Annotated in this window: 28 protein-coding genes; 13 read left to right on the forward strand and 15 right to left on the reverse strand. The window is 70.8% G+C overall.

The window, feature by feature from the left end; genetic code table 11:
* A partial coding sequence (locus AAG827_RS17750; RefSeq protein ID WP_341927531.1) for a hypothetical protein occupies positions 1–328 on the reverse strand: 328 nt, incomplete at its 3' end.
* Between the two features lie 99 nt (positions 329–427).
* Positions 428–562, reverse strand: coding sequence for a histone-like nucleoid-structuring protein Lsr2 (locus AAG827_RS17755; RefSeq protein ID WP_341927532.1), 135 nt, complete (start codon positions 560–562; stop codon positions 428–430).
* Positions 563–787: 225 nt separating this feature from the next.
* Here AAG827_RS17755 and AAG827_RS17760 point away from each other — a divergent pair, with 225 nt between their 5' ends.
* Both AAG827_RS17760 and AAG827_RS17765 read left to right on the forward strand, forming a co-directional pair.
* Positions 788–1132 (forward strand): hypothetical protein, encoded by a 345-nt coding sequence (locus AAG827_RS17760; protein ID WP_341927533.1) that lies wholly within the window; start codon positions 788–790, stop codon positions 1130–1132.
* Between the two features lie 529 nt (positions 1133–1661).
* Complete coding sequence (locus AAG827_RS17765) at positions 1662–1910, forward strand: hypothetical protein (protein ID WP_341927535.1); 249 nt, start codon at positions 1662–1664, stop codon at positions 1908–1910.
* A 253-nt stretch (positions 1911–2163) separates the two neighbouring features.
* On the opposite strand, the gene AAG827_RS17770 is transcribed toward AAG827_RS17765, so the two are convergent.
* On the reverse strand, positions 2164–2919 hold the full coding sequence (locus tag AAG827_RS17770; protein WP_341927537.1) for a hypothetical protein: 756 nt from the start codon (positions 2917–2919) through the stop codon (positions 2164–2166).
* Positions 2920–2933: 14 nt separating this feature from the next.
* On the reverse strand, positions 2934–3833 hold the full coding sequence (locus tag AAG827_RS17775) for a hypothetical protein (protein WP_341927538.1): 900 nt from the start codon (positions 3831–3833) through the stop codon (positions 2934–2936).
* Between the two features lie 249 nt (positions 3834–4082).
* Here AAG827_RS17775 and AAG827_RS17780 point away from each other — a divergent pair, with 249 nt between their 5' ends.
* The 3 genes from AAG827_RS17780 to AAG827_RS17790 all read left to right on the forward strand — a co-directional run bounded on the left by AAG827_RS17780 (position 4083) and on the right by AAG827_RS17790 (position 6330).
* Positions 4083–4514 (forward strand): hypothetical protein, encoded by a 432-nt coding sequence (locus AAG827_RS17780; protein WP_341927539.1) that lies wholly within the window; start codon positions 4083–4085, stop codon positions 4512–4514.
* Between the two features lie 115 nt (positions 4515–4629).
* Positions 4630–6075 (forward strand): hypothetical protein, encoded by a 1446-nt coding sequence (locus AAG827_RS17785; RefSeq protein ID WP_341927540.1) that lies wholly within the window; start codon positions 4630–4632, stop codon positions 6073–6075.
* Positions 6076–6108: 33 nt separating this feature from the next.
* Complete coding sequence (locus AAG827_RS17790) at positions 6109–6330, forward strand: hypothetical protein (RefSeq protein ID WP_341927541.1); 222 nt, start codon at positions 6109–6111, stop codon at positions 6328–6330.
* Here AAG827_RS17790 and AAG827_RS17795 read toward each other — a convergent pair.
* On the reverse strand, positions 6327–7997 hold the full coding sequence (locus tag AAG827_RS17795) for a recombinase family protein (protein WP_341927559.1): 1671 nt from the start codon (positions 7995–7997) through the stop codon (positions 6327–6329). The two genes, AAG827_RS17790 and AAG827_RS17795, sit on opposite strands and share 4 nt — an antisense overlap.
* A complete protein-coding gene (locus tag AAG827_RS17800; RefSeq protein ID WP_341927542.1) occupies positions 7888–8589 on the reverse strand; it encodes a hypothetical protein in 702 nt (233 codons plus the stop codon). The genes AAG827_RS17795 and AAG827_RS17800 overlap by 110 nt, the downstream gene beginning before the upstream one ends.
* A gap of 135 nt (positions 8590–8724) precedes the next feature.
* Here AAG827_RS17800 and AAG827_RS17805 point away from each other — a divergent pair, with 135 nt between their 5' ends.
* Positions 8725–9195 carry a hypothetical protein gene (locus AAG827_RS17805; protein WP_341927543.1) on the forward strand — a complete coding sequence of 157 codons (471 nt, stop codon included), beginning with the start codon at positions 8725–8727 and terminating at the stop codon, positions 9193–9195.
* Between the two features lie 70 nt (positions 9196–9265).
* On the opposite strand, the gene AAG827_RS17810 is transcribed toward AAG827_RS17805, so the two are convergent.
* Positions 9266–10042, reverse strand: coding sequence for a cobalamin-dependent protein (locus AAG827_RS17810; RefSeq protein ID WP_341927544.1), 777 nt, complete (start codon positions 10040–10042; stop codon positions 9266–9268).
* 118 nt (positions 10043–10160) lie between these two features.
* On the opposite strand from AAG827_RS17810, the gene AAG827_RS17815 reads away from it, so the two are divergent.
* The 3 genes from AAG827_RS17815 (at position 10161) to AAG827_RS17825 (ending at position 12478) form a co-directional block, all read left to right on the forward strand.
* Positions 10161–10973 carry a bacteriorhodopsin-like gene (locus AAG827_RS17815; protein ID WP_341927545.1) on the forward strand — a complete coding sequence of 271 codons (813 nt, stop codon included), beginning with the start codon at positions 10161–10163 and terminating at the stop codon, positions 10971–10973.
* 78 nt (positions 10974–11051) lie between these two features.
* Positions 11052–11552, forward strand: coding sequence for a nuclear transport factor 2 family protein (locus AAG827_RS17820; RefSeq protein WP_341927546.1), 501 nt, complete (start codon positions 11052–11054; stop codon positions 11550–11552).
* Positions 11553–11581: 29 nt separating this feature from the next.
* The gene (locus AAG827_RS17825) at positions 11582–12478 is read left to right on the forward strand and encodes an alpha/beta hydrolase (protein ID WP_341927547.1); all 897 of its coding nucleotides are present in this window, start codon (positions 11582–11584) and stop codon (positions 12476–12478) included.
* Here the strand turns inward: AAG827_RS17825 and AAG827_RS17830 are convergent.
* The 6 genes from AAG827_RS17830 to ligD (AAG827_RS17855) all read right to left on the reverse strand — a co-directional run bounded on the left by AAG827_RS17830 (position 12475) and on the right by ligD (AAG827_RS17855) (position 17455).
* The gene (locus AAG827_RS17830; protein ID WP_341927548.1) at positions 12475–13680 is read right to left on the reverse strand and encodes a hypothetical protein; all 1206 of its coding nucleotides are present in this window, start codon (positions 13678–13680) and stop codon (positions 12475–12477) included. The two genes, AAG827_RS17825 and AAG827_RS17830, sit on opposite strands and share 4 nt — an antisense overlap.
* On the reverse strand, positions 13673–14377 hold the full coding sequence (locus AAG827_RS17835) for a response regulator transcription factor (protein ID WP_341927549.1): 705 nt from the start codon (positions 14375–14377) through the stop codon (positions 13673–13675). The genes AAG827_RS17830 and AAG827_RS17835 overlap by 8 nt, the downstream gene beginning before the upstream one ends.
* An 18-nt stretch (positions 14378–14395) precedes the next feature.
* Positions 14396–14953 carry a hypothetical protein gene (locus tag AAG827_RS17840; RefSeq protein WP_341927550.1) on the reverse strand — a complete coding sequence of 186 codons (558 nt, stop codon included), beginning with the start codon at positions 14951–14953 and terminating at the stop codon, positions 14396–14398.
* 35 nt (positions 14954–14988) lie between these two features.
* Positions 14989–15480, reverse strand: coding sequence for a hypothetical protein (locus tag AAG827_RS17845; protein WP_341927551.1), 492 nt, complete (start codon positions 15478–15480; stop codon positions 14989–14991).
* A gap of 131 nt (positions 15481–15611) precedes the next feature.
* Positions 15612–16535 (reverse strand): non-homologous end-joining DNA ligase, encoded by a 924-nt coding sequence (gene ligD / locus AAG827_RS17850; RefSeq protein WP_341927552.1) that lies wholly within the window; start codon positions 16533–16535, stop codon positions 15612–15614.
* On the reverse strand, positions 16532–17455 hold the full coding sequence (ligD, locus tag AAG827_RS17855) for a non-homologous end-joining DNA ligase (protein ID WP_341927553.1): 924 nt from the start codon (positions 17453–17455) through the stop codon (positions 16532–16534). The genes ligD (AAG827_RS17850) and ligD (AAG827_RS17855) overlap by 4 nt, the downstream gene beginning before the upstream one ends.
* A 27-nt stretch (positions 17456–17482) precedes the next feature.
* On the opposite strand from ligD (AAG827_RS17855), the gene AAG827_RS17860 reads away from it, so the two are divergent.
* From AAG827_RS17860 to AAG827_RS17875, 4 genes are all read left to right on the forward strand, one after another.
* Positions 17483–18775, forward strand: coding sequence for an NAD(P)-binding domain-containing protein (locus AAG827_RS17860; protein WP_341927560.1), 1293 nt, complete (start codon positions 17483–17485; stop codon positions 18773–18775).
* Entirely contained in the window at positions 18772–19677 is a 906-nt protein-coding gene (locus AAG827_RS17865; RefSeq protein ID WP_341927554.1) for a bile acid:sodium symporter family protein, read from the forward strand. Before AAG827_RS17860 ends, AAG827_RS17865 begins: the two co-directional genes overlap by 4 nt.
* Entirely contained in the window at positions 19674–20645 is a 972-nt protein-coding gene (locus tag AAG827_RS17870; RefSeq protein ID WP_341927555.1) for an NAD-dependent epimerase/dehydratase family protein, read from the forward strand. Before AAG827_RS17865 ends, AAG827_RS17870 begins: the two co-directional genes overlap by 4 nt.
* 72 nt (positions 20646–20717) lie before the next feature.
* Positions 20718–21653 carry a Ku protein gene (locus AAG827_RS17875; protein ID WP_341927556.1) on the forward strand — a complete coding sequence of 312 codons (936 nt, stop codon included), beginning with the start codon at positions 20718–20720 and terminating at the stop codon, positions 21651–21653.
* Positions 21654–21683: 30 nt separating this feature from the next.
* Here AAG827_RS17875 and AAG827_RS17880 read toward each other — a convergent pair whose 3' ends face one another.
* Both AAG827_RS17880 and AAG827_RS17885 read right to left on the reverse strand, forming a co-directional pair.
* Positions 21684–23135 (reverse strand): carboxyl transferase domain-containing protein, encoded by a 1452-nt coding sequence (locus AAG827_RS17880; protein WP_341927557.1) that lies wholly within the window; start codon positions 23133–23135, stop codon positions 21684–21686.
* Positions 23132–24352, reverse strand: coding sequence for a CoA transferase (locus AAG827_RS17885; protein WP_341927558.1), 1221 nt, complete (start codon positions 24350–24352; stop codon positions 23132–23134). Before AAG827_RS17885 ends, AAG827_RS17880 begins: the two co-directional genes overlap by 4 nt.
* Positions 24353–24490: the final 138 nt, after the last annotated feature.

The raw sequence follows: 24490 nt of genomic DNA on the forward strand, positions 1-24490 counted from the left end.
CTGGGACGACATCCGTGCCGGCGTCCCCCTGCAGGTCCAGCGGCTCGGGGGGACGCACCCATTGGAGGCGACCGCGCCACCCCGCGAGCTCGGACCTAGTCAAGACCTGCCCGTCGATGACGTGGACGTTGACCCGGACAAGGACGGCCCGCAATGACCCCGCAGTGACGCGAGCGGCAACACCTGCGGGAACACCGAGTTCCACGGCCGTCACCTCAGCCGGCCCGTCGACGCTGTGGATCGCAGCCTTCTGCTCGCGGCTGGCCCAGATCATCGACGCCTGCCACCGAAACGCGCAGGCGAAGGCGACAACCAGGGCCGAGATCAACGGATAGCGCCTCGGTGCTACTTGCAGCGTCGGCGAGCCCTCGGCGCACGCACCTTCCTGGCTCGGGCGATGAAGGGCTGAAGCACCGCGCGCAGTTCGTCACGGGTGCTGAACGCTGAGGTCGATCTCGAAACCGACCTGGTCGAGGGAGAACTTCACGGTGCACCACGTGCCGTCCTCGATGTCGCGTCCATCGAGGTCGTCGACCAGCTGCACCACCACTCTGCGAGCCATGTGCGTGAACCTACGACAGCGAAACCTCACACCAGCCGCGCGGAAGAGCCGTGCCCGGGGCAACGTCGACCAGCGAGGCTAGGAACCTCGAGCGCCATCAGTGATCGCCGAAGACGAGCTCCGGCCCCTAGGTGACCACGACCCTGCACCAAGACGAACCGAGGTGGACCTCTGATGAGCACTTCCCCGGCAAGTCATCCGCCACCTGAAGCTGCCACTGCCGTGATGACTGGCGTGGTCACCTTCACCGCGCGCGGCGAGCAGGCCCTCGACGAGCTGGCCAGCCGCCTGGTGGCCGACTGCGACGGCACCACCGAGAGCATCACCTCGCTCCTCGAGCAGGTCCTCACCACAGACGTCGGCGACCTGGCATCCGCCCTCGACGTAGCCGACGAACCCGCCGCGCGGCCCCGCGATCGACGCGAGCTGCTCAACGGGATCGACGTCGACGAGACCACCCCAGGGCAGAGCCCTGACGACGCCGCCCGGCGCCGGCTCAGCGCTCACGGACCAGACCACGTGTCAGGAGCGCCCACGGCGCGGTGCCAGGCGCCAGGCCCCGACCACTGAGACCCCGCTACGACCCAGCCTCGGCCGGCTATCCGGCTGCTGCCCCGCACCGGTCTTGGGTGGGTGCGTCGGCCGACTGGCTGTCACCGGGTCCGTGCGGCGGCAGGCTGGGCCGGGCTCGTCGACGAAGCACTGCCTCAGCAATGCCGCCGCCCAGCGGCGTCGGCGGCCGCGCATCGGTCAACTGGTCCAGAAGCTTTCCGTCGTCGGCTCACGTGCTGGCGGAGTCCATCGTGGGGGCGCAGTAGGCGTTCCACCGCCACGGCTCCCGTGAGTCGCGGGTAGGCCTCGACATCGGCTGGAGCGTCGTGCGGGCCTCCGAGCACCAGATAGCGGCTCAAGACGCCCAGGACGAAGCCTTGGGACTGTGGGGCGCCTGCTGAGCAGCACACAAGACTCTCTGGTCAGTGTCTTGCCACGTGATCGCTCCCACCGCCCCGCGGGACCTAGGCGACCAACAACGGCAGGCGTAACCAGGCGGGCGCAACCAGGCGGCCGTCACAACTCCAGACACGAAGGGCAGAAGATCATGAGCGACGACGCAGCTCGACACGAAGCCGAGCTCGAGGAACAGGCGCGACGGCGCACGGAGGAGATCCGCGCCGGTAAGGCGGCCGCGGAGCAATCCGCCGCCCTGGACGAGAACCGCTCTCCCGACGCCGAGATCGCCGAGGTGCGTCGCTCCGGGCGGCAGCACGACTACACCGACACCGCCGCCTACCACCAGCAGCAGCCCGCTTCCGCCGACCGGCGCCGCCGCGGCGGCCCGCGCCGCTAAGAGCCGACCATGCTGACCACAGCTGCCCCAGCTCCCGTTCCCACGGTGTCGTCTCCGGTCGCGAGCACTCGGACGACCGGCCGGCATAGCCGGCCGCGCACGAGGTGGGTGGAGTGCTCCCACACGCTCTCCGGCCTGCCTTGCATGAACCACCAGCCGCACGCCGGCGACGGCTGCGGCTGCGTTCACTACTCGACCTCGGGCGTCCCCGACCGACACGACCACGGAGACGACGAGTAGCCACTCACCGGCGTCAGACCCGCCCGCGAGGCGGCAGGTAGAGCCCACCATCGGCATGCTCGCGCATACCGAACCGTCGGCGGTACCAGGCCCGAAGCTCGGTGCTGCGCGGCCACGCGACGACGAAGCTCTCGCCGACCACTCCACCGCGTCGAGTCAGCAGCTGGTCCAACAACGCCGTCCCATGTCCGGATCGCTGAGGCCAAGCAGCAAGAGCCCCGAGCTTCCACACCGGCGTGCTGGGGTGTTCGGCACCGAGCCACGACGTCAGCGCGCGCATTCGGCGCGCAGAGCCGGCGGACCACACCGGCGCCACGACCAGCGCCCCGATCACCGTGGGGATGGCCATGATCGCGGCGGCCACCGCGGCGCTGGCCTCGGCGCCGAGCCCCAGGTGTAAGGCCCCGACCGCGCAGCCGGTGGCGAGGGCTCCCCAGGCGAGTACCACGAGTGCGATCGCGGCGAGGCCGACGAGCGCGGGCCACCACAGCTCGGCAATCCCGCGGCGACGGTCTGCACGCTCGAGGGCGACCAGTGCGTGTCCGTCCAGCGCGACCAACTGGCGGGCGGCACGCAGACTCACCAGGGAGGGCAGCCACACGACGATCGCGCAGACGCTGGCGGCAACCGCGACGGCGCCAGGCAGCGCGGCGGGGGCGTAGGCGCGGGCTGCAACCCAGACCAGACGAGGGACCTCGCACCAGGCAGGCTCCATGCTCGCGCGGAGCTCTGCGGGCAGCGCCGAGGACGGTGCGCTCGTCGTCGTCATGGTTTCTGCTCCGATCAGTTCAGCGAGAACGACGTCAGGGGCATGAGCTGCGTCGCCAGCAGCGTCGACGGGCTGGGCACGGGCGGAGGTGGCTGCTGCTCGAGGTGGCGAAGCCGCTCGACCGTGGTCGGGTGGCCGTAGCGGGTCAGGAACCGCGCCAGCACGCCACCCAGGCCCTGGTCCACCACGAACTGGTCCCCGATCGCCTCGGTGCGCGCCTGCAGGGCCCGGCCGGCCGCCGGCACCAGGTAGGTCAGGGCGATCACGGCGCCGCCCAACAGGCCGACAGCTACTCGTCCCTCGACGACCGACTGCAGCACACAGATCACCGCGACCACACCGCGCAGCGCCCAGGCGATACCCATGAACGGAAGCCAGGCGAACGCCGCACCCACCCCGCGGAAGACCATGACTACCGCGCGCCACGGGCCCGTGGCCACCAGGCCCGCGAGCTCGGCGCGGGGCCGGCGCGCCCGCCGCACCGCGACAGCCTGGACGACGAGCGCCACGACCTCCTCGGTGGCCACCCAGCCGCGGCACACGGCCTCGACCAGCCCCGGCGTCAGCACAAGCGAGCGTCGGCCGAGCACCGTCACAGCCGGCGTCGAGGCACACTGGCGACGGCGCACCAGCAGCTCCAGCTCGGTAATCCCGACCCGACCCAGGCCGTCGACGACGCTGGCCATTACCTGCTGCTCCCCCACGGTCGCAGTCCGGGCGCCGGTCATCAGCTCGACCGTCGGCTCCTCGAGTCGACCAGTGGCCAGCACCACCAGCAGGGTCATGGCCGCCAGGACCAGCGGCAGCGACAGGAACGGTGGCGCGAGCGCCAGGACGACCATGAACAGCACGAAGCTCACCAGCGCGGCCGGCCAGAACGTCGTCGCCTTCAACACCGTCATCGGGATCTTCATCACCATCAGCCTCCTGTCGCCTGCGGCATGCCGCCACTAGTGCTAGTTGGCCGACTTAGCGTGTCGATGATCGTTCGACGACCTCGGCGCGACCTAGGCGACCGTGACCAGTTTGTGCCCAGCCACCGACATCACCCCGGTTATCCACAGCCCCGACTTGCGGGCCGGCGCCGGTGCCTCCCGACATGGCTTGATGAGGACGGCGGCTCGTCCGGGCCGCCGATCACTACGAGATCCGGAGGAACGGCCGTGAACCACAGCACCGACCCCTCGACGAGCCAGGTCCTCGAGCACGGCTCCGACAGGACCCCGGCTGAGACGGCAGAGGAGGTCCGGCGTCGCCTGGACTCGATGGCTCAGCTGCTCCACCAGGCCGCCAGGACCGTCTGGACCCGCGCGGATGAGGAAGGGCCAGCATCACCCCTGCACTCCCTCGGCCTCGGCATCTACCTGGCCCACGGCCAGACGCAGCTGCTGCTACCCGACGACCTCAGCGACGCCGACACGGATCTCGAGCTCGACGTCGACGCGGTCGACGTGCGCACCGCGGTACAACTGCTCGCCGAAGTGGAGGAGCTGAGCCGGCCGCTGCCTCTCTGGCGCGCCGACCTGGTGCACGGCTCTCAACTGGTGGTCGACCTGTGCGACCTGCTCCGAGAGGCCCAGCACCTTGACTGCTGACCTGCGACCACCAACCCCGGCAACGGCCGGAGCCGGCCACGTTGAGTTCGCTGCTGTCGCGGCGGAGCTGTTCGACGTCGACACCATCCCCTTCACGACCGGCGACATCCGCACCGTGGGCGAGATGCTCGCCGATGTCGACCACCAGGCGCGGTTGTTGCTGCTCGACGTCGACGGGGACAACGCCGGCGGCCTGGTACGGGGCTGGCCGGCCCTCGTCGCGGCCGCCGGCGAGCTCTGGACGGCCCTCCCCCGCACCAACTACGCCGACGAACTGCACGACCGGCCCGTGAAGCGCCTGGTCGCCCACGCCGCCAACATCGACAACAGCCTGGCCGCCGGGTGGCCCGGCCGCGGAGCCCCCGATCCCCGCCTGGCGCACATGGCCGAGACGCTGCAGGCCGCAGGCAGCCTGGTCCGCCGCTACGGCCCCGAGATCTACGGGCACGGCGCCGCGCTACGCCAAGACCTGCAGGCAGCCCGGTCCAGGACCATGCACGCGCTCTACGTAGCCGCGCACGCCGGCAGCGTCGCTCTGCACGCTCACGGTCGCGACCGGTACCGCGAGGCCCGTCAGGCCGGCCGCAAGGTCTCCCTGTCCACGGTCCACTCCCCGTACGTCGTCGCACCGACCGCAACGTGGGTGGGCCGATTCGCCACAGCGGAGGCGATCGCCGGGAGGTACCTTGCCGGCGAGTTCGCCGCCGATGTCGCCGGCGAAGCGCGCCCACCGGCGGCCGACCACGACCGCATCCCGCGGGCACTGGCCGGCTGGGACATCCAGGCCCACCGCAGCCTTGCCGCCCGCACGTCGGCCACCGACAACGTCATCGTGAGCCGCACCCAAGCCCTCATCGCCGGCGTCGCGCTCCTCCTCGTCGACGCCGACTCACACAACCGCCTAGCCATGACCTACGCCGCCGGCGACCTGCCGACAGACCGACTCACCTCATCACTCGACGCGCTCGGCCGCGCCTGGAACAACCTGGCGAGCCGATGGGACGACCTTCCCGCGCCCACCGACCGGCCCAACCCCGACCTGCTCCGCGCCTCGGCCGAGCTGCGCGCCGCCTACCGCGAACTCACCCACGACGCCATCACCACGTTCCCCCCACACATCATCGCCCAGCACCCCGGCCTCGAGCGCGCCCTGACCGCGACCCTGACCGCGATCGAGAGCGCCCCGGAGCTCGCCGACGTCCTCGCTCAGAAGGCAAACCAGCCCGAACTCGTCGGCCGCGCACGCGCGCTCTCCCACCGAGCCCACAACGACATCGAGGCTGGTTTGGCCACACCCGACGCCACCGGCGACGTCGTCTGGGTCTCCCCCGCCGACATTCACGCGAGGCGGATGGTCCAGCTCCCGAGACCTGTGGCGGAGGCATTGGAATCCGCCAGCAGTCGGGTCCAGCGATGGACGTTGAAAGCCGCGTCGAACGCAGCCGTTGAACGACCTGCCGTGTCTTCGATTCGCTGCGCCGAGACGCCACCCACCAGTCTCGCGAGATTGACCTGCTCCAAGGAGAGTGATCGCACCGGCGCTCCCTCTCGCCCTAGGTGACCAGACGCCATCTTCGGTCGCAGGGGGTCAGCCGTGAACGATCAACATCACCGCAACGATGCCGCCAGCATCTGCGCATCGCGGGAGTGCTTGATCGGCGAGATGGCCGACGCGTACTCGCGCCGTGCCAGAGAAGCGCGGATCAAGCAAGGTAAGCCCCCTGTGATCGTAAACGCCGCCGTCCTAAACCGAATCGCCGAGATCATGGCTACCGGAGACGCCCAGTCTCATCCGCAGGGACTGCCGGCTGCCTAGGCCCGCCAGATGGGCTCACCGATTCGAGAGGGATCGAAACGATTGCTAGACCTAGTTCTCGGTGCGATCTCGATGCGTTCCACTAGAACCTGAAGAAGTTCCCTTTTGCGCCGTACCGTCGCCTCTTGCCACCACTTCTCGATGTCAGGACGTTTCTTCGGGACGTCCGACAGCACCGCTTGGAGGTTTGGTGCCCATTGGCCGAGCACCCGTTCGGCGGCGCGCTGGCGGATCGCCCACCCCTCCCTAAGCGCGTCCCACTCCTCCTGATGCAGCCGGTCGGCTGCGAACTCAAGTCCGTAGTGCCTCCTCAAGCGACCAAGTTCGACAAGTTCCTTCTCGGCGCTGACAACAGCGGAGCTGCTGCCGTTACTGCGCTTGAGCGCGCCCGTGCGCACCTTGGCCTCGGCGACTGCGTCAATGATCGCCATCGAAACGATCTCGTCGGTCTGAGGACCTGTGATTGTCAAGCCGCCGCAGGTTTCGGGTCGCCCGGGCTGTTTGGAACAGGCATAGCGGAAGCCGCCGCCGGCAGTCGGGGAGCCGGCCAAGCTGGACCCGCATCTCCCGCACTTCAGGATTGCCGCCAACAGGTACTTCGGCTCTCGGCCTCGTCGCGAGCGAGGCCGATCAGTGACTCGCCGAATGTCCTCGATCGTCTCCTTTGACAGGATCGGGGTCCAATCACCCTGCGAGGTCAGCGCTCCATAGCCTCCTCGCTGGCCCGGACTGAACTCACGCCATCCGCAAAGGGATCCGCGCCGAACCATTGCCCTCACGTTTGCAGCTCGCCAGTACGACCGATCAGGAGGGATGCCAGCAGCAGCGAGGAGTTTGGCTATGGTCGAATCGTCCAAGCCATGGTCATCGGACATCACATGCTCTGCCCACATCTGGTCGCGAACCCAGGCCGCAGTGCAAGTGCTGGATGACCCACCAGCATTTCGAAGAATCCGCGCGAGAACGGCTGGAGCGATCGCAGCGTCTCCGCGGGTGGCGTCGATGACTGCCGTGACCTCTGGTCGTTGATTGTGCTCGACCGCTCGGCCGACGCGCCTAGCGTCCCATCGTCCGCTTCCAGGCGTGGGAACTCTCCGATCGTTTAGGTCGGACGCGATCGAGTACAGCGTGCCACCCTCAATTACCCGCTGTGCGACCTCTCGAATGACCTCTGCTTCCTCCGGAATAATCCGGCGCAGATCGTCGTAGCCGTACCCGAGTGGCCCATGAGCTTGACCCGACTGAGCTGCCTGCGCCCTCTGTGCGGAGAGTCGAGCAGACTTCACGTCACCCTCGTTGGCGGCGACTGCGGCGAGAATGCGGGCAAGCAGGCGTCCCGAAGGTGTCGTGAGGTCGATCTCCCCAGCCTGTAGGAAGACCACCGGAATGGCTGATCTTTGAGACTCAATTGCGTCTAGGACTCGCTCCAGGTCCACTACTCGTCGGAGCACGCGGTCGAGGTGCCACGCGAGGATGCCGTCGACGTACCCAGACTGAACGTCAAGGAGGAGCCGCTCGAAGCTTGGACGGCGCTTGCCGCTTCGGGCCGAGATGTCGTTATCCGAGTAGATTTTGGGCTCGGGCCAGCCGAGCGATCGACATCGTTCGCGACACTCCTCGACCTGCCGTTGAACCCCGAGAGCTTGCCCCGTGCGGTCGAGGCTGATCCTGGCGTAGATCGCAGGCGCCTGAGGGATCCCGCGCTGCTGTCCCATGCCACCCAAGACTAGCAGTGGTTTTAGACACTGCGGTCTTGACGGCCGAGAATCCTCTCGAGATGCCCTCCAGCACCACGTGGAGCCGGTGCCCCTCGGGCAGCATCGCGTCGACGAACGGCTGCGAGACATCGATGCGGCGACCGCTCGACTTGAGCATCCGCTCGACCAGCTCGGTGACCTGGGCTGGGGTGAGGATCAGGTTGGTCAGCTCGTGACGGCCGTGCCGGGCGACGAAGACCCGCGACGGGTCGTTGATCCAGATCTCCTCCACGGTCGGGTCGTCGAGGAACGGCTGGAGCGGGCCGAAGCCGGAGACCCGGGCGACCAGCTCGCCCACCATCGAGCCGACGTCGGGCACCGGCGCGACCTGGCCGGTCAGGCTGCGCTCGTCGTGCTCGCGGACGACGCCTTCGGCGATGCGTCGTACGACGGTCGCGTCACGCTGCGGGTCGACTCCCTCGCCGCGCACGAGGGCGCGCACGCGCTCGTCGAGGTGGTCGACCAGCGCCTGGTGCTGGTCGAGCGTCTCCGCATGCGTCATCGCCACGACGGTCCCCGTTTCCCGAGTCAGGTTCCTCGGACCGAACCTAAGTCAGGCTCTCAGGGGTGCGCCAGACCCCCGGGACAATCTGTGGACAGGGACCACGGATGTGACGGGTGAGGCAGACTCACGCCCATGGCCGAGCACCCTCCCCGCTCCGACTACATCTCGGAGACCCGCGCGATGGCGACGGCGCTGGACGCCCGCATCGACACGATGGCGGACTTCCTGACGACCGTGATGGAGCGCCGCTGGCGCGACTTCGTCAACAGCCTCTACGCCGACCTGGGCCAGGCGGGCGGTCTCGACTGCACCGACGCCAACGGCTCCTACTACCTCTTCTTCACCACCCAGGGCGTCCGCTTCATCGGCAGCTTTCCCTCGATGGGCGAGTGGACCAAGGACGACGTCACCATCCCCTGGGACTTCATCGACCCGACGACCTCCGAGGACTACCAGGCTGCCCACCGCGCCCGGGTCGAGTCCTACGTCGCGGCCGTCGCCGCCGACGCGCGCCGCACCGCGGGACTCAACGCAGAGGAGCAGCGCGCGGCCGACGAGGCGGAGTACGAGCGGTTGCGGGTGCTGCTCGGCAAGGACACCTGAGCAAGAGCGCGGGCCGACCCGCGCCGGCGTCGCTCGGCAGCCACGACCCCGGACGGACCGCTGTCAGCACCTAGTGACTGACGGCCTCGCGCACCTCGGCGACCAAGTCGTCGAGGCTACGCCCGGCACCCCCCAGGACCACAGGCGTGCCGGCACCGCGGAGCGTCGCGGCCAGCCCTTCGGCGACATCGGCGACGGCGACGTTGGTGAGGGAGAGGGCGACGACCGAGACGTCGTGGGCTGCACAGAAGTGCACCAGCTCCTCGGGAGGGACGTCGGCCCCGAGGTGCTCGACCTGCCAGTTGTCGGCGCGCAGCGCGGCGGCCGCCATCGCGGTGGGCAGGGCGTGCAGGTCGCCCGAGACAGCAGCCACGACCACCGTGCCGCGGCGCCGCCCCCGTGGGGTCGGGGTCAGCTCGCCGAGGATCCGCTCGACGATCGCGGTCGCCCGGTGCTCGACCCAGATCGAGAGCTCGCCCTCGCGCCACGCCTGGCCGATGCGCTGCAGCGGTGGGCTGAGGACCTCGGTGATCACGTCGCTGATCGTGGCGCCCTCCTCGTCGAGCCGGCGAGCGATCCGGCGAGCGGTCGTGTCGTCACCGGCGACGAGCGCCTCGTGCATGCGCTCGGCCTGACCGCTCAGGCGCCTGGGCCCGGGCGTCGGCACCGCGGAGGGCGCGGCACGGTCGTGGGCGAAGCGCTCGAGGGCCGAGCGATCGACCTGGTAGCGACCGGCCACCTTGACCGCCGGGAGACGTCCGGTCCGCACCCACCGGTAGGCGGTCTGGTAGTGCACCCCGAGCTCTGCGGCGGCAGCGTGCAGGTCGACCGGAGGTGCCGTGGGCATGGCCGCACTCTAGTCCAGCGGAATATTTACAACTAATGCTTACTAATTTGGACTAAACGTTGCTAATTTTGAAGGGACGCCGCGCGTCGCGGCGACCACGTAGCCAAAGGAGTCACACGTGGACCTCACGCTCAGCCAGGGTCAGTACGACCTGGTCTACAACTCGTTCTCCTTCGTCATCGCCTCCATGGGGGCGTCCCTGCTCTTCTTCATCCTGGTGCGCGGTCGCGTCTCGCCCCGTCACCGCATGGCCATCACGCTGTCCACGATCGTGGTCGGCATCGCGCTCTACCACTACGTGCGCATCTTCAACTCCTGGGTCGAGGCCTTCACCTACACCGGTGGGCAGTACGTCCAGGACGGCATCCCGTTCAACGAGGCCTACCGCTACGTCGACTGGCTGCTGACGGTCCCGCTGCTGCTGGCCGAGCTCGTGGTGGTGCTCAAGCTCGACTCGGGCAAGACGCGCAGCCTGCTGGTCCGCCTCACCGTCGCCGCGCTGGCCATGATCATCGCGGGCTACCCCGGCGAGCTCGCGGCACCCGACAGCACCGCGAAGGTCGTCTGGGGCATCGTCGGGACGCTGCCGTTCATCTACATCCTCTACGTGCTCTTCGTGGAGCTGGGCAACTCCCTGGGTCGGCAGGCTCCGGGGGTCACCCGCCTCCTGAGCGCCCTGCGCTGGATCCTGGTCGTCACCTGGACGGTGTACCCGATCGCCTACTTCGTGCCGGCGGTCATCGACGACCCCGTCACCGCGGAGGTCCTGCGCCAGGTGGGCTACTCGGTCGCCGACGTCCTGGCCAAGCCTCTCTTCGGATTGCTGGTCCTGGCCATCGCCCTGGCGAAGTCGCGCGACGAGAACTACCTCGAGCCCGGCGAGCCGGACCTGTCCAGCCCGCAGGAAGGCCGTCAGGGCTCGACGGTCTGACCCTCCTCCACCACCACCACCGCTCCGCGGTCCCGGCACCCCGCGCCGGGACCGCGGAGCAACCCCGGAAGGATCACCATGACCACGGACACCGGACCCACGACCGCCGCCTCCTTCCTCGACGCCCCTCCCGAGCAGTTCCGGGACCAGCCCTTCTACGAGGAGACCCTGACGCTGCTGCGTTGCGTGCGCGACCACGACTTCGACACCCTCGCCGCCCTGTGCGACGACGACTTCGGCATCGTGGACATCGACCCCTCGGGCCTGGCCCGACCCGTGCGCGACCGAGCCGAGTGGGAGGACTGGTTCCGCACGCTCTTCGCGACGCTCGACACGATGGGGGCGGCCACCGACTCGGCCATCGTCGACTACCGCGCCCTCGACGCCGGCCCCCTCGGCTACGGGGTGCTGGAGTTCGAGCAGACCCTCACCCTCGGGCCGCACACCGCCCGCTTCAGCTGCGTCGCCACCATCATCTGGAAGCAGACCCCCGACGGCTGGCGCGAGTCGCGCTGGCACGCCTCGGTGATCTCCTCCGAGGTGCCCCCCGAGCTCCAGGCGGCGGCAGACGCCGCCTAGGAGCGGCGGGCAGCGGGCAGACTCACCCCATGCGTACGCCGAGTCCCGAGATCCTGGAGCTCCACCTCCCCCACCTGCGCCTCAGCGCCCTGGCGTGGGGCCCCACGGACGGCCCCCTGGTCGTGGCCCTGCACGGCTTCCCCGACACGGCCTGGACCTGGCGGCACCTCGGGCCGCACCTCGCCGAGCGCGGGCACCGGGTCGTCGCGCCCTTCACGCGCGGCTACGGCCCGTCGGCGGTGCCGGCCGACCGGTGCTTCCAGGTGGGCGCGCTGATGGCCGACGCCGCCGCCCTCCACGACGTGCTCGGCGGCGACGAGCGCGCCGTGCTCGTCGGGCACGACTGGGGCGCGATCACGGCCAACGGGGTGGGGGCGCACGAGGCCAACCCCTACCGCGCGGTGGTGACCCTCGCCGTGCCTCCCATCCCGGCGATGTCCGCGGCCCTCACGGGTGCGCACGCGCTGAGGCTGGCGCCGAAGCAGCTGCGGCTGAGCTGGTACACCCTCTTCAACCAGCTGCCGCTCCTGCCCGAGCGGAGCTTCGAGCGGCTGGTGCGTCACCTGTGGGCGGCGTGGTCGCCGGGCTACGACGCGACGGAGGACCTCGAGCACCTGCTGGCGAGCGTGCGGACGCCCGAGCAGCGCTCGGCCGTGATCGGCTACTACCGCGCGGTGCCGCGGGTGTGGGCGGTGCCGGCGGCCTACGCCGACTGGCACCGCACCTGGACCGCGATGCCGACCGTGCCGAGCCTCAACCTGCACGGCGCCGACGACGGCTGCCTGCAGGCGGCGATCGCGGAGCGTGCCGCGACCCGGCTGCCTGACGGCGCGGAGATCCGGGTGGTCGCCGACGCCGGCCACTTCCTCCAGCTCGAGCAGCCGGCCGTCGTCAACGACGCGATCAGCGCCTTCATCGCGCGCTAGCGTCGCGGCAGCAGCACCGAGACGTCGATGTCCGCACCGTCGGCCGCATCGGACTGGAGCCGCCCGCCGAGCGCCTCGACGACCGCGCGCGCCTCCTCGACGAGGCTCTCCTCGCGCGACGAGGTGGTCCGCGCGGCGGTGACGACGACGCGGAGGTGGCCCCGGGCGTCGCCCTCGAAGACCAGCCGTGCGTCGCCGGCGCCCTGGCGTACGACGTGGCGCAGCAGCAGGTCGAGGATCTGCTCGATGGGGCCGGGGGTGAAGGTGAGCTCGAGATCGCCCTCCACCGCCGCGGTCAGTCCACGGCCGAGACCCGCGAGCTCGTCGGCCCAGACCTGCGCGGACGCGGTCGCGAGGTCGCGCAACGGCACCTGCTCGCCGCCGATCAGCCCCTGGCGCGACAGGCTCACCAGCTCCCCGGCGACCTCGTTGACCTCGTCGACGGCCGACATGCCTCGCACGGCGGCGGCGCGGGTCGACTCCGAGAGCTCGGTGTCCAGGGCCAGCTCCTCGAGCTGGAGGCGGAGGCTGGTCAGCGGTGTGCGCAGGACGTGCGAGGCGTGCATGGAGAACGCCTGCTCGCGCTCGAGCCGGTCGCGCAGCGCGACGGCGCTGGCGCGCAGCGCCTCGGAGATCGCCTGGGCCTCGGGCACCCGGGTCTCCGGCAGGTCGAGGTCGAAGCGGCCGCGACCCAGAGCGCTCGCGGCCACAGCGAGGCGCTGGAAGGGCTCGGCGAGCGTGCGTGCGATGACGAAGCCGATCAGCGCCGAGACCACCCCGATCAGCAGGAACAGCACGACCAGGGACCAGACCTCCTCGCGGAAGACACCTCCGATCGCGTCCTCCGACTGGCGCACGGTCAGCTCGCCGCCGTCGAGCGTGACCGTCGAGGAGATCTCCCCGTCGCCGGGCTCGTAGTCGGGTCCCCGCACCTCGACCGCGTCGCCGGCGGTGTCGGTGTCGGTGTCGTAGCGGATCGCGGTGTCGACGCCGACGTAGTCGTTGAGGAACGCCGCGTCGATCGGCTCCCGCTGCTCCTGGCGCGCCTCGACCACCGCGGCGAGGGTCGTCGCCTCGCGGAAGATGTGCTCGCCCTCGCGCTCGCGCTGCATCCCGTTGAGGGTCACCGAGCGCACCAGCCCGGCCACCAGCAGCAGGCCGAGCGTGACGAGGACGAAGCTGAGCGTCAGCCGCTCACGCATCGGAGGGGCTGCCCTCGAGGCGGAAACCCACGCCTCGAACTGCAACCACCCGCTCCGAGACTCCGACGCTCTCGAGCTTCTGGCGAAGACGACCGATCGTCACGTCGAGCGTCTTGGTCGAGCCGTACCAGTTCTCGTCCCAGACGTCGGCCATCAGCCGGCCGCGGGACACCACCTTGTCGCGGTGGGCGGCCAGGATGCTGAGGACGTCGAACTCCTTGCCCGTGAGAGGCACCTCGTCCTCACCGGCGTAGACCCGGCGAGCGGCCACGTCGATGCGCAGGGCGCCGTCGTCCTCGTCGCCGTGGCCGCCGGCACCCGACGTACGCCGGATGAGGGCGCGGACGCGCGCCTGCAGCTCGGCGAGCCCGAAGGGCTTGGAGAGGTAGTCGTCGGCGCCGTAGTCGAGCCCCACCACGCGGTCGAGCTCACCGGCACGGGCCGTGACGATCATGATCGCGCCCTCGTAGCCGCCGTCGCGGGCCTTGCGGCACACCTCGAGGCCGTCCATGTCGGGCAGACCCAGGTCGAGGATGACGACCTCCGCCGACCGGGCCTGGAGCTCGTCGAGGGCGCGCTGGCCGCTGTCGACCCACAGGACGTCGTAGCCCTCGCGCTCCAACGTGCGGACGAGAGGGATAGCGATGTCCTCTTCGTCCTCGACGACCAGAACCCTGTGTGCCACGCCACGAAGCATAGGGGCAGCGAGGTCCGGCTATCTCGCAGACGTGCCCACTCGGTGCGACATCCGCGTCGGGGCCGTCCTCACCCGTCGAGCGTCCTGGACGAGCAGGAGGGTCAGCAGCGTGCCCGGCACGAGCAGGACCAGCAGCCAGACCGACGGCCCGATCGGCCCGATGAAGGGATATCCCACGTAGGGGATGGTCACCACGACCCGCGGCATCGTGGGCCGGTCGAGCGCCACCAGCCACGGATCCGGGCTCTCCTCGGCGTCGCCGCGGGTCTGGAGACGGGCCCCCTCGATCCACTCGATCCGGTGGGTGACGAGACCCTCGGAGTCGGCGGACTCCGGCCGCTCGTAGGTGATGACGTCACCGACGCGCAGGTCACCGACCGGCACCCGGCGCTCGAAGACCACCGAGCCGCGCTCGATGCCGCCGCTCATGGAGTCGCCGGCCACGACGTAGCGCTCGAGGCCGAACATCGTCGGCAGCAGCGCCAGCAGGGTCACGGGCCCGACGATGCCCAGGGCCAGCAGCACGCGGGCGCGCGCGGAGAGCCGGCGTCGCGACGGTGCCGGGGCGATCTCCACGACCACTTCCTTTCCGAGAGGTGCGGGCGTGCGTGTCAGGTGACGGGGACCAGCACCCAGGCGTAGGTCGCCTGCGCGACCTCCTGTCCGGGGGCCTGGTAGGACGCGTCCTCGGACAGCGTCACGGTGAACCGGAAGGTAGCGGACGCGCCGGGCGCGAGCTCCCCGGTGTCCTGGGTGAGGTCGGCCATGGCGCCAAAGCCGCCGGCGAAGACCTGTCGGTCCTCGCTGTCGATGCGCAGGCGCAGCTGCCCGCCCTGCGCGGTGGCGGGCGCACCCTGCTCGGTGAAGGCGACCCGCACGGCTGAGGCGGTGGTGTTGCGGATGGTCACGGAGCGCACGACCGTGTCGCCGGGCTGGATACCCGTCACGGTGAGCGTCGCCCGGTTGTCCTGCGCGACGAGCTCGACCCCGGACTCCGAGCCGCTGGCCTGGCTCCACGGGACGCCGCTGAGCGCGGCGACGACGGCCACCAGCAGCACCGAGGCGACGGACAGCAGGAGCTTGCGCGTGATCGCGATCTTCATGACACCTCCCAGCGGGCCCAACGACGAGCGTGTCCACGACGTTACGAGTCGGCCCGCCACGTCGCGGGAACGACGGGCCCACGACGGGTCCACGGTTGGGTAACACCCTCGGGACGCCGGTCGGCAGCCCCTCAGGAGGCGAAGAGGTCGCCCTGCTCGGCGACCCGCTCGAGCACCTCGTCGAAGCGCAGCTGCTCCAGACCGAGCGGGTCGTCGGCGCCCTCCTCGACCTCGCTCCACGAGACCGGCGCGGCGACGTAGGGCTTCTCCTTGCCGCGCAGGGAGTAGGGCGAGATCGTGGTCTTGGAGCCGGCGTTCTGCGACCAGTCGAGGAAGACCTTGCCGCCGCGCTTGGCCTTGGTCATGGTCGCGGTCACCAGCCTGGCGTGCTCGCCCTGGAGCTCCTCGGCGACCTCCTTGGCCAGTGCCGTCGCGTCGTCGCTGGGCAGCCGGCGCGGAAGGTCGGCGTAGAGGTGGAGGCCCTTGCTGCCGCTGGTGACCGGCTTGGCCGTCAGGCCGCGCTCGGCCAGCTTGTCGCGCGCCAGCAGCGCGACCTGGCAGCACTCGTGGAGACCGGCGGGCTCGCCGGGGTCGAGGTCGATGACGATGCGGTCGGCGTTGCGGGGCCGGCCGTTGCGACCGACCGTCCACTGGTGCACGTGCAGCTCGAGCGCGGCGAGGTTGACCATCCAGGTCAGCGTGGCGAGGTCCTCGACGATCGGGAAGGTGAGCGTGCCGTCGCCGGTGCCGGTGCGGCTGCCGGTCGTGGGGACGGTGACCGTGCGCACCCACGAGGGCGTGCCGGCCGGGGCGTTCTTCTCGAAGAAGCTCATGTCGCCCACACCGTGCGGCCACCGGATCCGGGTCACCGCCCGGTCCTTGAGGTGCGGCAGGAGCACCGGCGCGATCTGCGCGTAGTAGCTCAGCACCTCGGCCTTGGTCGTGCCCGTGCGCGGGAAGAGCACCTTGTCGAGGCTGCTGATCTTGAGGGTGCGGCCCTCGACGTCGACGAGGACCTCCTGCTTGTCGTAGGCCGGCTTCTTCGCCGGACTCACAGGTCCTCCGCCCTCACGTCGGTGCGCACGCCCTGGAAGGACGGCTGGCGCAACCGGGAGTAGCCCAGGCCGTGGGTGTCGACGTCGACGACGACGGTGGGCTCGACCCAGCGGGTGCCGAGGGCGTCGAGGCGCGGCACCTCGTCGGCGAAGGGACTGGCGCCGGTGGCCAGCGGCGCCAGCAGGTCGCTGAGCAGGCGCCCCTGCTTGCCGCCGATGCCGCTGCCGACCCGGCCGCGGTAGAGCAGCCCGTCGGGCGTCGGCTCTCCCACGAGCACCGCCGCGAGCCGGTCGGTCGTGCCCTCCTGGGGCCGCCAGCCACCGACGACGTAGGACTGCCGATGGCGGTGCGCGAGCTTGACCCAGTGCGGGGAGCGCTGGTCGAGGACGTAGCGGGAGGTGCGGCGCTTGCTGACGATGCCCTCCAGCCCCTGCTGCAGCGTGGCGTCGTGGAGCATCTGCCCGTCGTCGTAGGAGTCGGGCACCTGCCAGGTCCCGCCCAGCTCGAGGTCGCGCAGCAGCTCGCGGCGCCGCTCGAGGGGCTGGTCGGTGAGGTCGGTGCCGTCGAGCCGGAGCAGGTCGAAGACCATGAACGTCGCGGGGATGCGCGCGGCGAGCCGCAGCGCGGTCGTGGCCTTGCGGGTGTGGATGCGGTCCTGCAGGACCCGGAAGTCCGGCACGCCCCTGTCGTTGAGCGCGATCACCTCGCCGTCCACGAGGGCGTCGCGACCGGCCAGCGGGCCCGCCGAGATCTCGGGCCACGCGGGCGTCACGTCGTTGCCGTTGCGGCTCCACATCCGCGTCGCGTCCGCGCCCCGGAGGGTGTCGGCGAGGATCCGCACGCCGTCCCACTTGACCTCGTGCGACCACGCGTCGCCGACCGGCACGTGGGTGCCCTTGGTGGCGAGCATGGGACGCATGACGACATCATGCCTGTCGTGGAGGACATGACGTATGCCGTGATCGGGGCCGGACCGTCGGGTCTCGCGGCCGCCCGCAACCTGCAGCGCGCAGGGATCCCGTGGGTCGGCTACGAGCTGGCCGCCGGGGTGGGTGGGCTCTGGGACATCGACGGGCCGCGGAGCACGGTCTACGAGTCGGCGCACCTGATCTCGTCGAAGCGGACCACCGAGTTCGCCGAGCACCCGATGGCCGACGAGGTCGCGGACTATCCCTCGCACCGCGACCTGCTCGCCTACTTCCGTGACTTCGCCGAGCGCTTCGACCTCACCTCGGGCTTCACCTTCGGTGCGGAGGTGGTCGCCGCGGCGCCGGCGCCGGGCGGGGGCTGGACGGTCACGGTCGAGGTCGACGGCGTGCGCACCGAGCACCGGCACGCCGGGGTCCTGCTCTGCAACGGCACGCTGAGCGAGCCGTCGGTCCCGACCTTCCCCGGCTCCTTCGACGGCGAGGTGCTGCACACCAGTGCCTACAAGAGCCCCCGGGCCTTCACCGACAAGCGGGTGCTGATCATCGGCGCGGGCAACTCCGGCTGCGACATCGCGGTCGACGCCGTGCACCACGCGGCCTCGGTCGACATGTCCGTGCGCCGGGGCTACTACTTCGTCCCGAAGTACCTCTTCGGCAAGCCCGCCGACACCCTCAACCAGGGCAAGCCCCTGCCGCCCCGGATCAAGCAGGCGATCGACACGCGCGTGCTCAAGCTCTTCACCGGCGACCCGGTGCGCTTCGGCTTCCCGAAGCCCGACTACAAGATCTACGAGTCGCACCCGATCGTGAACTCGCTGGTCCTGCACCACCTGGGGCACGGCGACCTCCGCGTGCGGCCCGACGTACGACGGCTCGCGGGGTCGTCGGTCGAGTTCGTCGACGGCACGGGGTCGCCCTACGACGTGGTGGTCCTGGCGACCGGCTACCACTTGCACTACCCGTTCGTGGACCCGGCGCTGCTGCAGTGGGAGGGTCGCGGCACCGCCCCGGACCTCTACCTCAACATCTTCACCCAGGCCGACCCCGACCTCTTCGTGCTCGGCATGATCGAGGCGTCGGGCATCGGCTGGCAGGGTCGCTACGAGCAGGCCGAGCTCGTGGCGTCGTACCTCGCCGCACGACGGACGAATCCTGCCGCGGCGCAGGCGCTGGACGCACGGGCCGCCGGGCCGCGGCCCGACCTGACGGGCGGCTATCGCTACCTGGGCCTCGAGCGGATGTCCTACTACGTCAACAAGGACGCCTACCGCTCCGCGGTGCGCGCCGAGATCGAGGGGCTCACGTCGTGACCGACGTCGACACCATCAGGATCGCCTTCGAGGAGTCGTCGCTGACGACGCTCAAGATCGTCATCGGAGCGATCCTCTTCGGCATCGCGCTCGACACGAAGCTGTCGGACTTCTCCGCGGCCGTCCGCAGGCCGGGGGCGATCGCCATCGGCATCGTGGCGCAGTTCCTCCTGCTGCCGGCGATCACCTTCGTGCTCACCCTGGTGCTCGACCTGCGCGGGTCGGTGGCGCTCGGGCTGATCCTGGTCGCGTGCTGCCCGCCGGGCAACGTGTCCAACATCCTCACCCACCGTGCCGGTGGTGACGTGGCGCTCTCGGTGTCGATGACGGCGGTGGGCAACGTGCTCGCCATCGTGCTGATGCCGCTCAACGTGGCGTTCTGGGGCGGGCTGCACCCGACCGGCCAGAAGGTGCTCGAGGACATCGACCTCAGCGCGCTCGACATGCTCGTCGAGGTGGGGCTGGTGATCGGGCTGCCCTTCGTCGCCGGCATCGCGATCGCCCGGCTCTGGCCGCGTGTGGCCTCCGTGGGGCACCGGATCATCGGGCCGCTGTCCTACGTCGCGCTCGCCGCGATCATCGTCATCGGCGTCGCCAACAACTGGGACATCTTCGTCGACTACATCAGCGTCGTGCTGCTCGCCGTCTTCCTCCACGACGCGCTGGCGCTGCTGCTCGGCTACGGCATCGGGCGGGCGACGCGGCTGCCCGACGCCAGCGTGCGTGCGATGACCTTTGAGGTCGGGATCCGCAACGCCGGGCTCGGGCTGCTGCTCGTGTTCACCTACTTCGACGGCCTCGGCGGGATGGCGCTGGTCGCCGCCTGGTGGGGCATCTGGGACATCATCGCCGGGCTGACCGTCGCGATCCTGTGGCGGCGCCGGATGGGGGTGGCGGCATGACTGCGGTGCTGGTGACCGGCGGCAACGGCTTCCTCGGCTCGTCGGTCGTGGCGGGGCTGGCGGGCGCAGGTCATCGCGTCACGAGCGCGGACCTCCGGGTGCCCGCTGCGGCTGTCGCGGGGGTGGACCACGTCGTGGTCGACGTGCGTGACGCGGGTGCCGTGTCCGAGGCCGTGGCCGCCAGCCGGCCCGAGGTGGTCGTGCACCTCGCCTCGATCGTCACGCCGGGCAAGGACTCCTCGCGTGAGCTCGAGCGGGCCGTCGACGTCGACGGCTCGCGCCACGTGCTCGACGCGTGCCTGGCCCACGGGGTGCGGCGCATCGTCGTGTCGTCGAGTGGAGCGGCCTACGGCTACCACCCGGACAACGGGCGCGCCCACGGCGGCTGGTTGACCGAGGACGACCCGGTGCGCGGCAACGTGGAGTTCGCCTACAGCGACCACAAGCGGCAGGTCGAGGAGATGCTGGCGGCCGCGCGGTCGGAGCACCCCGGGCTGGAGCAGGTCGTGCTGCGCATCGGCACGATCCTGGGCGAGCGGGTCGACAACCAGATCACGGCGCTCTTCGAGCGACCGCGGCTGCTCAAGATCCGTGGCGCCGACTCCCCCTTCGTCTTCATCTGGGACACCGACGTCGTGGCGATCATCGAGCAGGCGGTCACGGGCGGGGCCACCGGCGTCTTCAACGTGGCCGGGGACGGCTCGCTGACCATCGCGGAGATCGCAGCCTCGTTGGGCAAGAAGGTGCTGGAGATCCCCGAGCCGACGCTGCGGATCGCGCTGATGATCGGGCAGCGCGTCGGCCTCACGTCGTACGGACCGGAGCAGACGCGGTTCCTCCAGTTCCGCCCCGTGCTCGCCAACGACCGGCTCAAGGAGGTCTTCGGCTACACCCCGGCCAAGACGTCGCGCGAGGCCTTCGAGGCCTGGCGCACCAGGGGACGCACCCCGGCGGGTGGTGGCCGCTGACGCGGTCGCGATGAATACTGGACGCCGCGGCGGTCCACACCGGCACCACCCGTCACACCGAGAGGCTTCCCCATGCGAGCGATCTGGAAGGGCGCGGTCTCCTTCGGCCTCGTCAGCGTGCCTGTGAAGCTCTATGCCGCGACCGAGTCGCACGACGTGTCCTTCCGCCAGGTGCACGCCCAGGACGGCGGGCGGATCAAGTACCAGCGCGTCTGCTCGATCGACGGCGAGGAGGTCCCCTACGCCGACATCGCCAAGGGCTACGAGACCGAGGACGGCGAGATGGTCATCCTCAGCGACGACGACATGGCCGAGCTGCCGTCCACGTCGTCGCGCGAGATCGCGGTCGAGAAGTTCGTCCCCAGCGACCAGATCGACCCGATGCTCTTCGAGAAGAGCTACTACCTCGAGCCCGAGAAGACCGGCGCCAAGCCCTACGCCCTGCTGCGCCAGGCCCTCAAGGACGCCGACCGGATGGCCGTCGTCACCGTCGCGCTGCGCCAGCGCACCTCGGTGGCCGTGCTCCGCGTGCGTGACGACGTCATCGTGCTGCAGACGATGATGTGGCCCGACGAGATCCGGCAGCCCGACTTCTCCGTCGAGGCCGGCGAGATCAAGGACGCCGAGGTCAAGATGGCCACGATGCTGGTCGAGACCCTGGCCGGCGACTTCGACGCCTCGGAGTTCGAGGACGACTACGCCGGCGCCGTCGAGGCCCTGGTCAAGGCCAAGATCGAGGGCGGCGAGATCAAGCGCACCCCCACCTCCACCAAGTCCTCCGGCGAGGTCGTCGACCTGCTCGCCGCGCTCCAGCGCTCCGTCGACGCGGCCAAGACCGCACGAGGCGAGAGCGAGCCCGAGGACGACAAGCCCGCCAAGAAGACCGCGACCAAGAAGACCGCCACGACGTCACCGGCCAAGAAGACCGCCGCCAAGAAGGCGGCGACGAAGAAGACCGCTGCCAAGAAGGCCCCCGCGAAGAAGACGGCTGCCAAGAAGGCGAGCTGACCCCGCTGCACCATCACGCCGACTCGGCGATCAGGCAGGGCGTCGTACGGCGGTCATGCGGCGCAGCTGCTCCCCGATCTCGGCGGCCACGGCGACCGCGAGGTCCTGGGCCGACTCGCCGGGCACCTCCGGGACGACGTGCTGCACGGTGCCACCCGCGAGCAGGTCGGCGGACCCCACCCGCTGCGCGGTGGCCATCTCGGCCGCGTGGCCGACGTCGCCGTGCACGATGACGCTCGCGCCCTCGGGAGGCAGCGGGGAGAGCCAGGCGTGCTCGGTGGCGATCACGGTGCGGGCCGGGAGCAGCGCGAGCGCTCCCCCGCCGCAGCCCTGGCCGAGGATCACCGACAGCGTCGGCACCGTCATGGTCGTGAGGGTCGCGATGCAGCGGGCGATCTCGCCGGCGATGGCGCCCTCCTCGGCACGCACGGAGAGCTCCGCGCCGGGGGTGTCGATCACGGTGACGAGCGGCAGGCCGAGCTCCTCGGCCAGGCGCATCGCGCGCCGGGCCTCGCGCAGGGCGGCGGGCCCCATGGGGTGCGTCGACGACTGCCGCGAGCGGTCCTGGCCGACCAGCACGCACGGCTGCCCGTCGATCCTCGTGAGCGCCACGATGACCGTCTCGTCGCGCTCGCCCTCGTCGGTGCCGCGCAGCCGCAGCGTGCCGGTGGCGCCGTGGCGCAGGAGGTCGCGCACGCCGGCCCGCTCGGCGCGCCGCGTGATCTCGATCGACTCCCACACGTCGGGGGCGCCGCTGGAGGAGGTCCACGACACCGGCGCGCGCAACGGCAGCGTCGCGACCGTCGGCGGGTCGACGAGCACGCCGAGCGCGCGGTCGACGAGCAGCGGGAGGTCCTCGGCCGAGACGACGGCGTCGATGACGCCCTTGGCGGCGAGGTTCTCCGCGGTCTGGACCCCGGCAGGGAAGGCCTTGCCGTTGAGGGCCTCGTAGACCTTCGGCCCGAGGAAGCCGACCAGCGCCCCCGGCTCGGCGACGGTCACGTGCCCGAGCGACCCCCAGGAGGCGTAGACGCCGCCGGTGGTCGGGTGCCGCAGGTGCACCAGGTAGGGCAGCCCGGCCGCCCGGTGCGCCATCAGCGCCCGGGAGATCTCGACCATCTGCACGAAGGCGGGGGTGCCCTCCTGCATGCGGGTGCCGCCCGAGCTCGTGGTGGCCAGGACCGGCAGCCCCTCCGCGGTGGCACGTCGCACGGCGCTCGCGATGCGGTCGGCCGACGCCCGGCCGATCGAGCCGGCCAGGAAGCGGAACTCGTTGGCCACGACCGCGACCGGCCGGCCGTGGACCCGGCCCCGACCGGTGAGCACCGACTCGTCGGTGCCGGCCTTGGCCGCGGCGGCCTCGAGCTCGCGCCGGTAGTGCTCCGGGTGGCCGCTGATGTCGATGGGGGTGTCCCACGACGTGAAGGAGTCGTCGTCGAGGACCAGGTCGAGCAGGTCCTGCGCCCCCCAGCGACGGCTCATCCGTCCGACTCCGGCCCCGACGTCTCCAGCCACTCGCGGATCGACGCACCGTGCTGGTCGAGCGTGGGCGGCGAGAGGTGGTCGCGCCGCGTGACCTCGTCGCCGTCGGCCGCGAAGAACCGCAGTGGCGGCCCGGGCAGCGTGACCTGCCCGAGCGTCGGGTGCTCGACGTCGACGAGCAGTCCCTGGCTGATGGTCTGGTCCCACGTGTAGACCTCGTCGAGCGTGCGGACCTTGCCGGCCGGCACCCCGACCTCGGCCAGCCGGGCCAGGAGCGGCTCGGCGTCCCAGGCGCTGAAGACGCCCTCGACCAGCTCGATCACCTGCTCCCGGGCGGCCACCCGCTCCGGGTTCGTCGCCAGGCCGGGGGTGGCCGGGTCGAGCCCGAAGCCGTCGCAGAAGCGGCGCCACAGGCTCTCGGAGCCGAGCGCGATCTGCACCGAGCCGTCGCGGCACCGGAAGAGCCCGTAGGGGACGATCGAGGGGTGGTGGTTGCCCTGTGCGCGGCCGACCTCCCCGGCGACGGTCCAGCGGGTGCCCTGGAAGGCGTGGACACCGACGATCGCGGCGAGCAGCGAGGTGCGCACGACGGTCCCCCGCCCGGTGCGCTCGCGCTCGTGCAGCGCGGCGAGCACGCCGTAGGCGCCGTACATCCCCGACAGCAGGTCGGCGATCGGCACCCCCACGCGCTGCGGGTCGTCGGGACCGGAGCCGGTGAGCGACATCAGCCCACCCTCGCCCTGCGCGATCTGGTCATAACCCGCGCGACCGCCCTCGGGCCCGTCGTGCCCGAAGCCGGTGATCGAGAGGACCACCAGGCGCGGGTTGCGCTCCTGGAGCGACGCGATGCCGAGACCGAGCCGCTCGAGCACACCGGTGCGGAAGTTCTCCACCAGCACGTCGGCCCGGTCGACGAGCCGCAGCAGCAGCTCGCGGTCGCCGGCGTCCTTGAGGTCGAGGGTGATCGACTCCTTGTTGCGGTTGGTCGAGAGGAAGTACGTCGACTCGCGCGCCTCGGGGTCGCCGACGAACGGCGGGCCCCAGCCGCGGGTGTCGTCGCCGCCGTCGGGCGTCTCCACCTTGATCACCCGGGCGCCCTGGTCGCCGAGCATCATCGTGGCGTGCGGCCCGGCGAGCGCGCGGGAGAGGTCGACGACGAGCACGCCGTCGAGGGGGCCGCCTGAGCGGCCGGGCTCCGAGGAGACGGAGTCAGTCATGGAGGGCACCTTCCGGGTCACCAGCTGGGGAGGACGAGCGCAGCCCAGACCAGCAGCGGTCCGACGAGGACGACGATCACGCTGTAGGTCAGGATCTGCTTGTAGTAGACGGGCTCCGAGATCGAGTCGGGCTTGTTG

This window comes from Nocardioides psychrotolerans (assembly GCF_943371775.1).
GTDB classification, from domain to species: Bacteria; Actinomycetota; Actinomycetes; order Propionibacteriales; family Nocardioidaceae; genus Nocardioides; species Nocardioides psychrotolerans_A.

Coding starts and splice junctions, on each gene's coding strand:
- AAG827_RS17755 (WP_341927532.1), bottom strand. CDS start 562: ATGGCTCGCAGAGTGGTGGTGCAGCTGGTCGACGACCTCGATGGACGC.
- AAG827_RS17760 (WP_341927533.1), top strand. CDS start 788: ATGACTGGCGTGGTCACCTTCACCGCGCGCGGCGAGCAGGCCCTCGAC.
- AAG827_RS17765 (WP_341927535.1), top strand. CDS start 1,662: ATGAGCGACGACGCAGCTCGACACGAAGCCGAGCTCGAGGAACAGGCG.
- AAG827_RS17770 (WP_341927537.1), bottom strand. CDS start 2,919: ATGACGACGACGAGCGCACCGTCCTCGGCGCTGCCCGCAGAGCTCCGC.
- AAG827_RS17775 (WP_341927538.1), bottom strand. CDS start 3,833: ATGAAGATCCCGATGACGGTGTTGAAGGCGACGACGTTCTGGCCGGCC.
- AAG827_RS17800 (WP_341927542.1), bottom strand. CDS start 8,589: ATGACGCATGCGGAGACGCTCGACCAGCACCAGGCGCTGGTCGACCAC.
- AAG827_RS17805 (WP_341927543.1), top strand. CDS start 8,725: ATGGCCGAGCACCCTCCCCGCTCCGACTACATCTCGGAGACCCGCGCG.
- AAG827_RS17810 (WP_341927544.1), bottom strand. CDS start 10,042: ATGCCCACGGCACCTCCGGTCGACCTGCACGCTGCCGCCGCAGAGCTC.
- AAG827_RS17820 (WP_341927546.1), top strand. CDS start 11,052: ATGACCACGGACACCGGACCCACGACCGCCGCCTCCTTCCTCGACGCC.
- AAG827_RS17825 (WP_341927547.1), top strand. CDS start 11,582: ATGCGTACGCCGAGTCCCGAGATCCTGGAGCTCCACCTCCCCCACCTG.
- AAG827_RS17830 (WP_341927548.1), bottom strand. CDS start 13,680: ATGCGTGAGCGGCTGACGCTCAGCTTCGTCCTCGTCACGCTCGGCCTG.
- AAG827_RS17835 (WP_341927549.1), bottom strand. CDS start 14,377: ATGCTTCGTGGCGTGGCACACAGGGTTCTGGTCGTCGAGGACGAAGAG.
- AAG827_RS17845 (WP_341927551.1), bottom strand. CDS start 15,480: ATGAAGATCGCGATCACGCGCAAGCTCCTGCTGTCCGTCGCCTCGGTG.
- ligD (WP_341927553.1), bottom strand. CDS start 17,455: ATGCGTCCCATGCTCGCCACCAAGGGCACCCACGTGCCGGTCGGCGAC.
- AAG827_RS17860 (WP_341927560.1), top strand. CDS start 17,483: ATGACGTATGCCGTGATCGGGGCCGGACCGTCGGGTCTCGCGGCCGCC.
- AAG827_RS17870 (WP_341927555.1), top strand. CDS start 19,674: ATGACTGCGGTGCTGGTGACCGGCGGCAACGGCTTCCTCGGCTCGTCG.
- AAG827_RS17875 (WP_341927556.1), top strand. CDS start 20,718: ATGCGAGCGATCTGGAAGGGCGCGGTCTCCTTCGGCCTCGTCAGCGTG.
- AAG827_RS17880 (WP_341927557.1), bottom strand. CDS start 23,135: ATGAGCCGTCGCTGGGGGGCGCAGGACCTGCTCGACCTGGTCCTCGAC.
- AAG827_RS17885 (WP_341927558.1), bottom strand. CDS start 24,352: ATGACTGACTCCGTCTCCTCGGAGCCCGGCCGCTCAGGCGGCCCCCTC.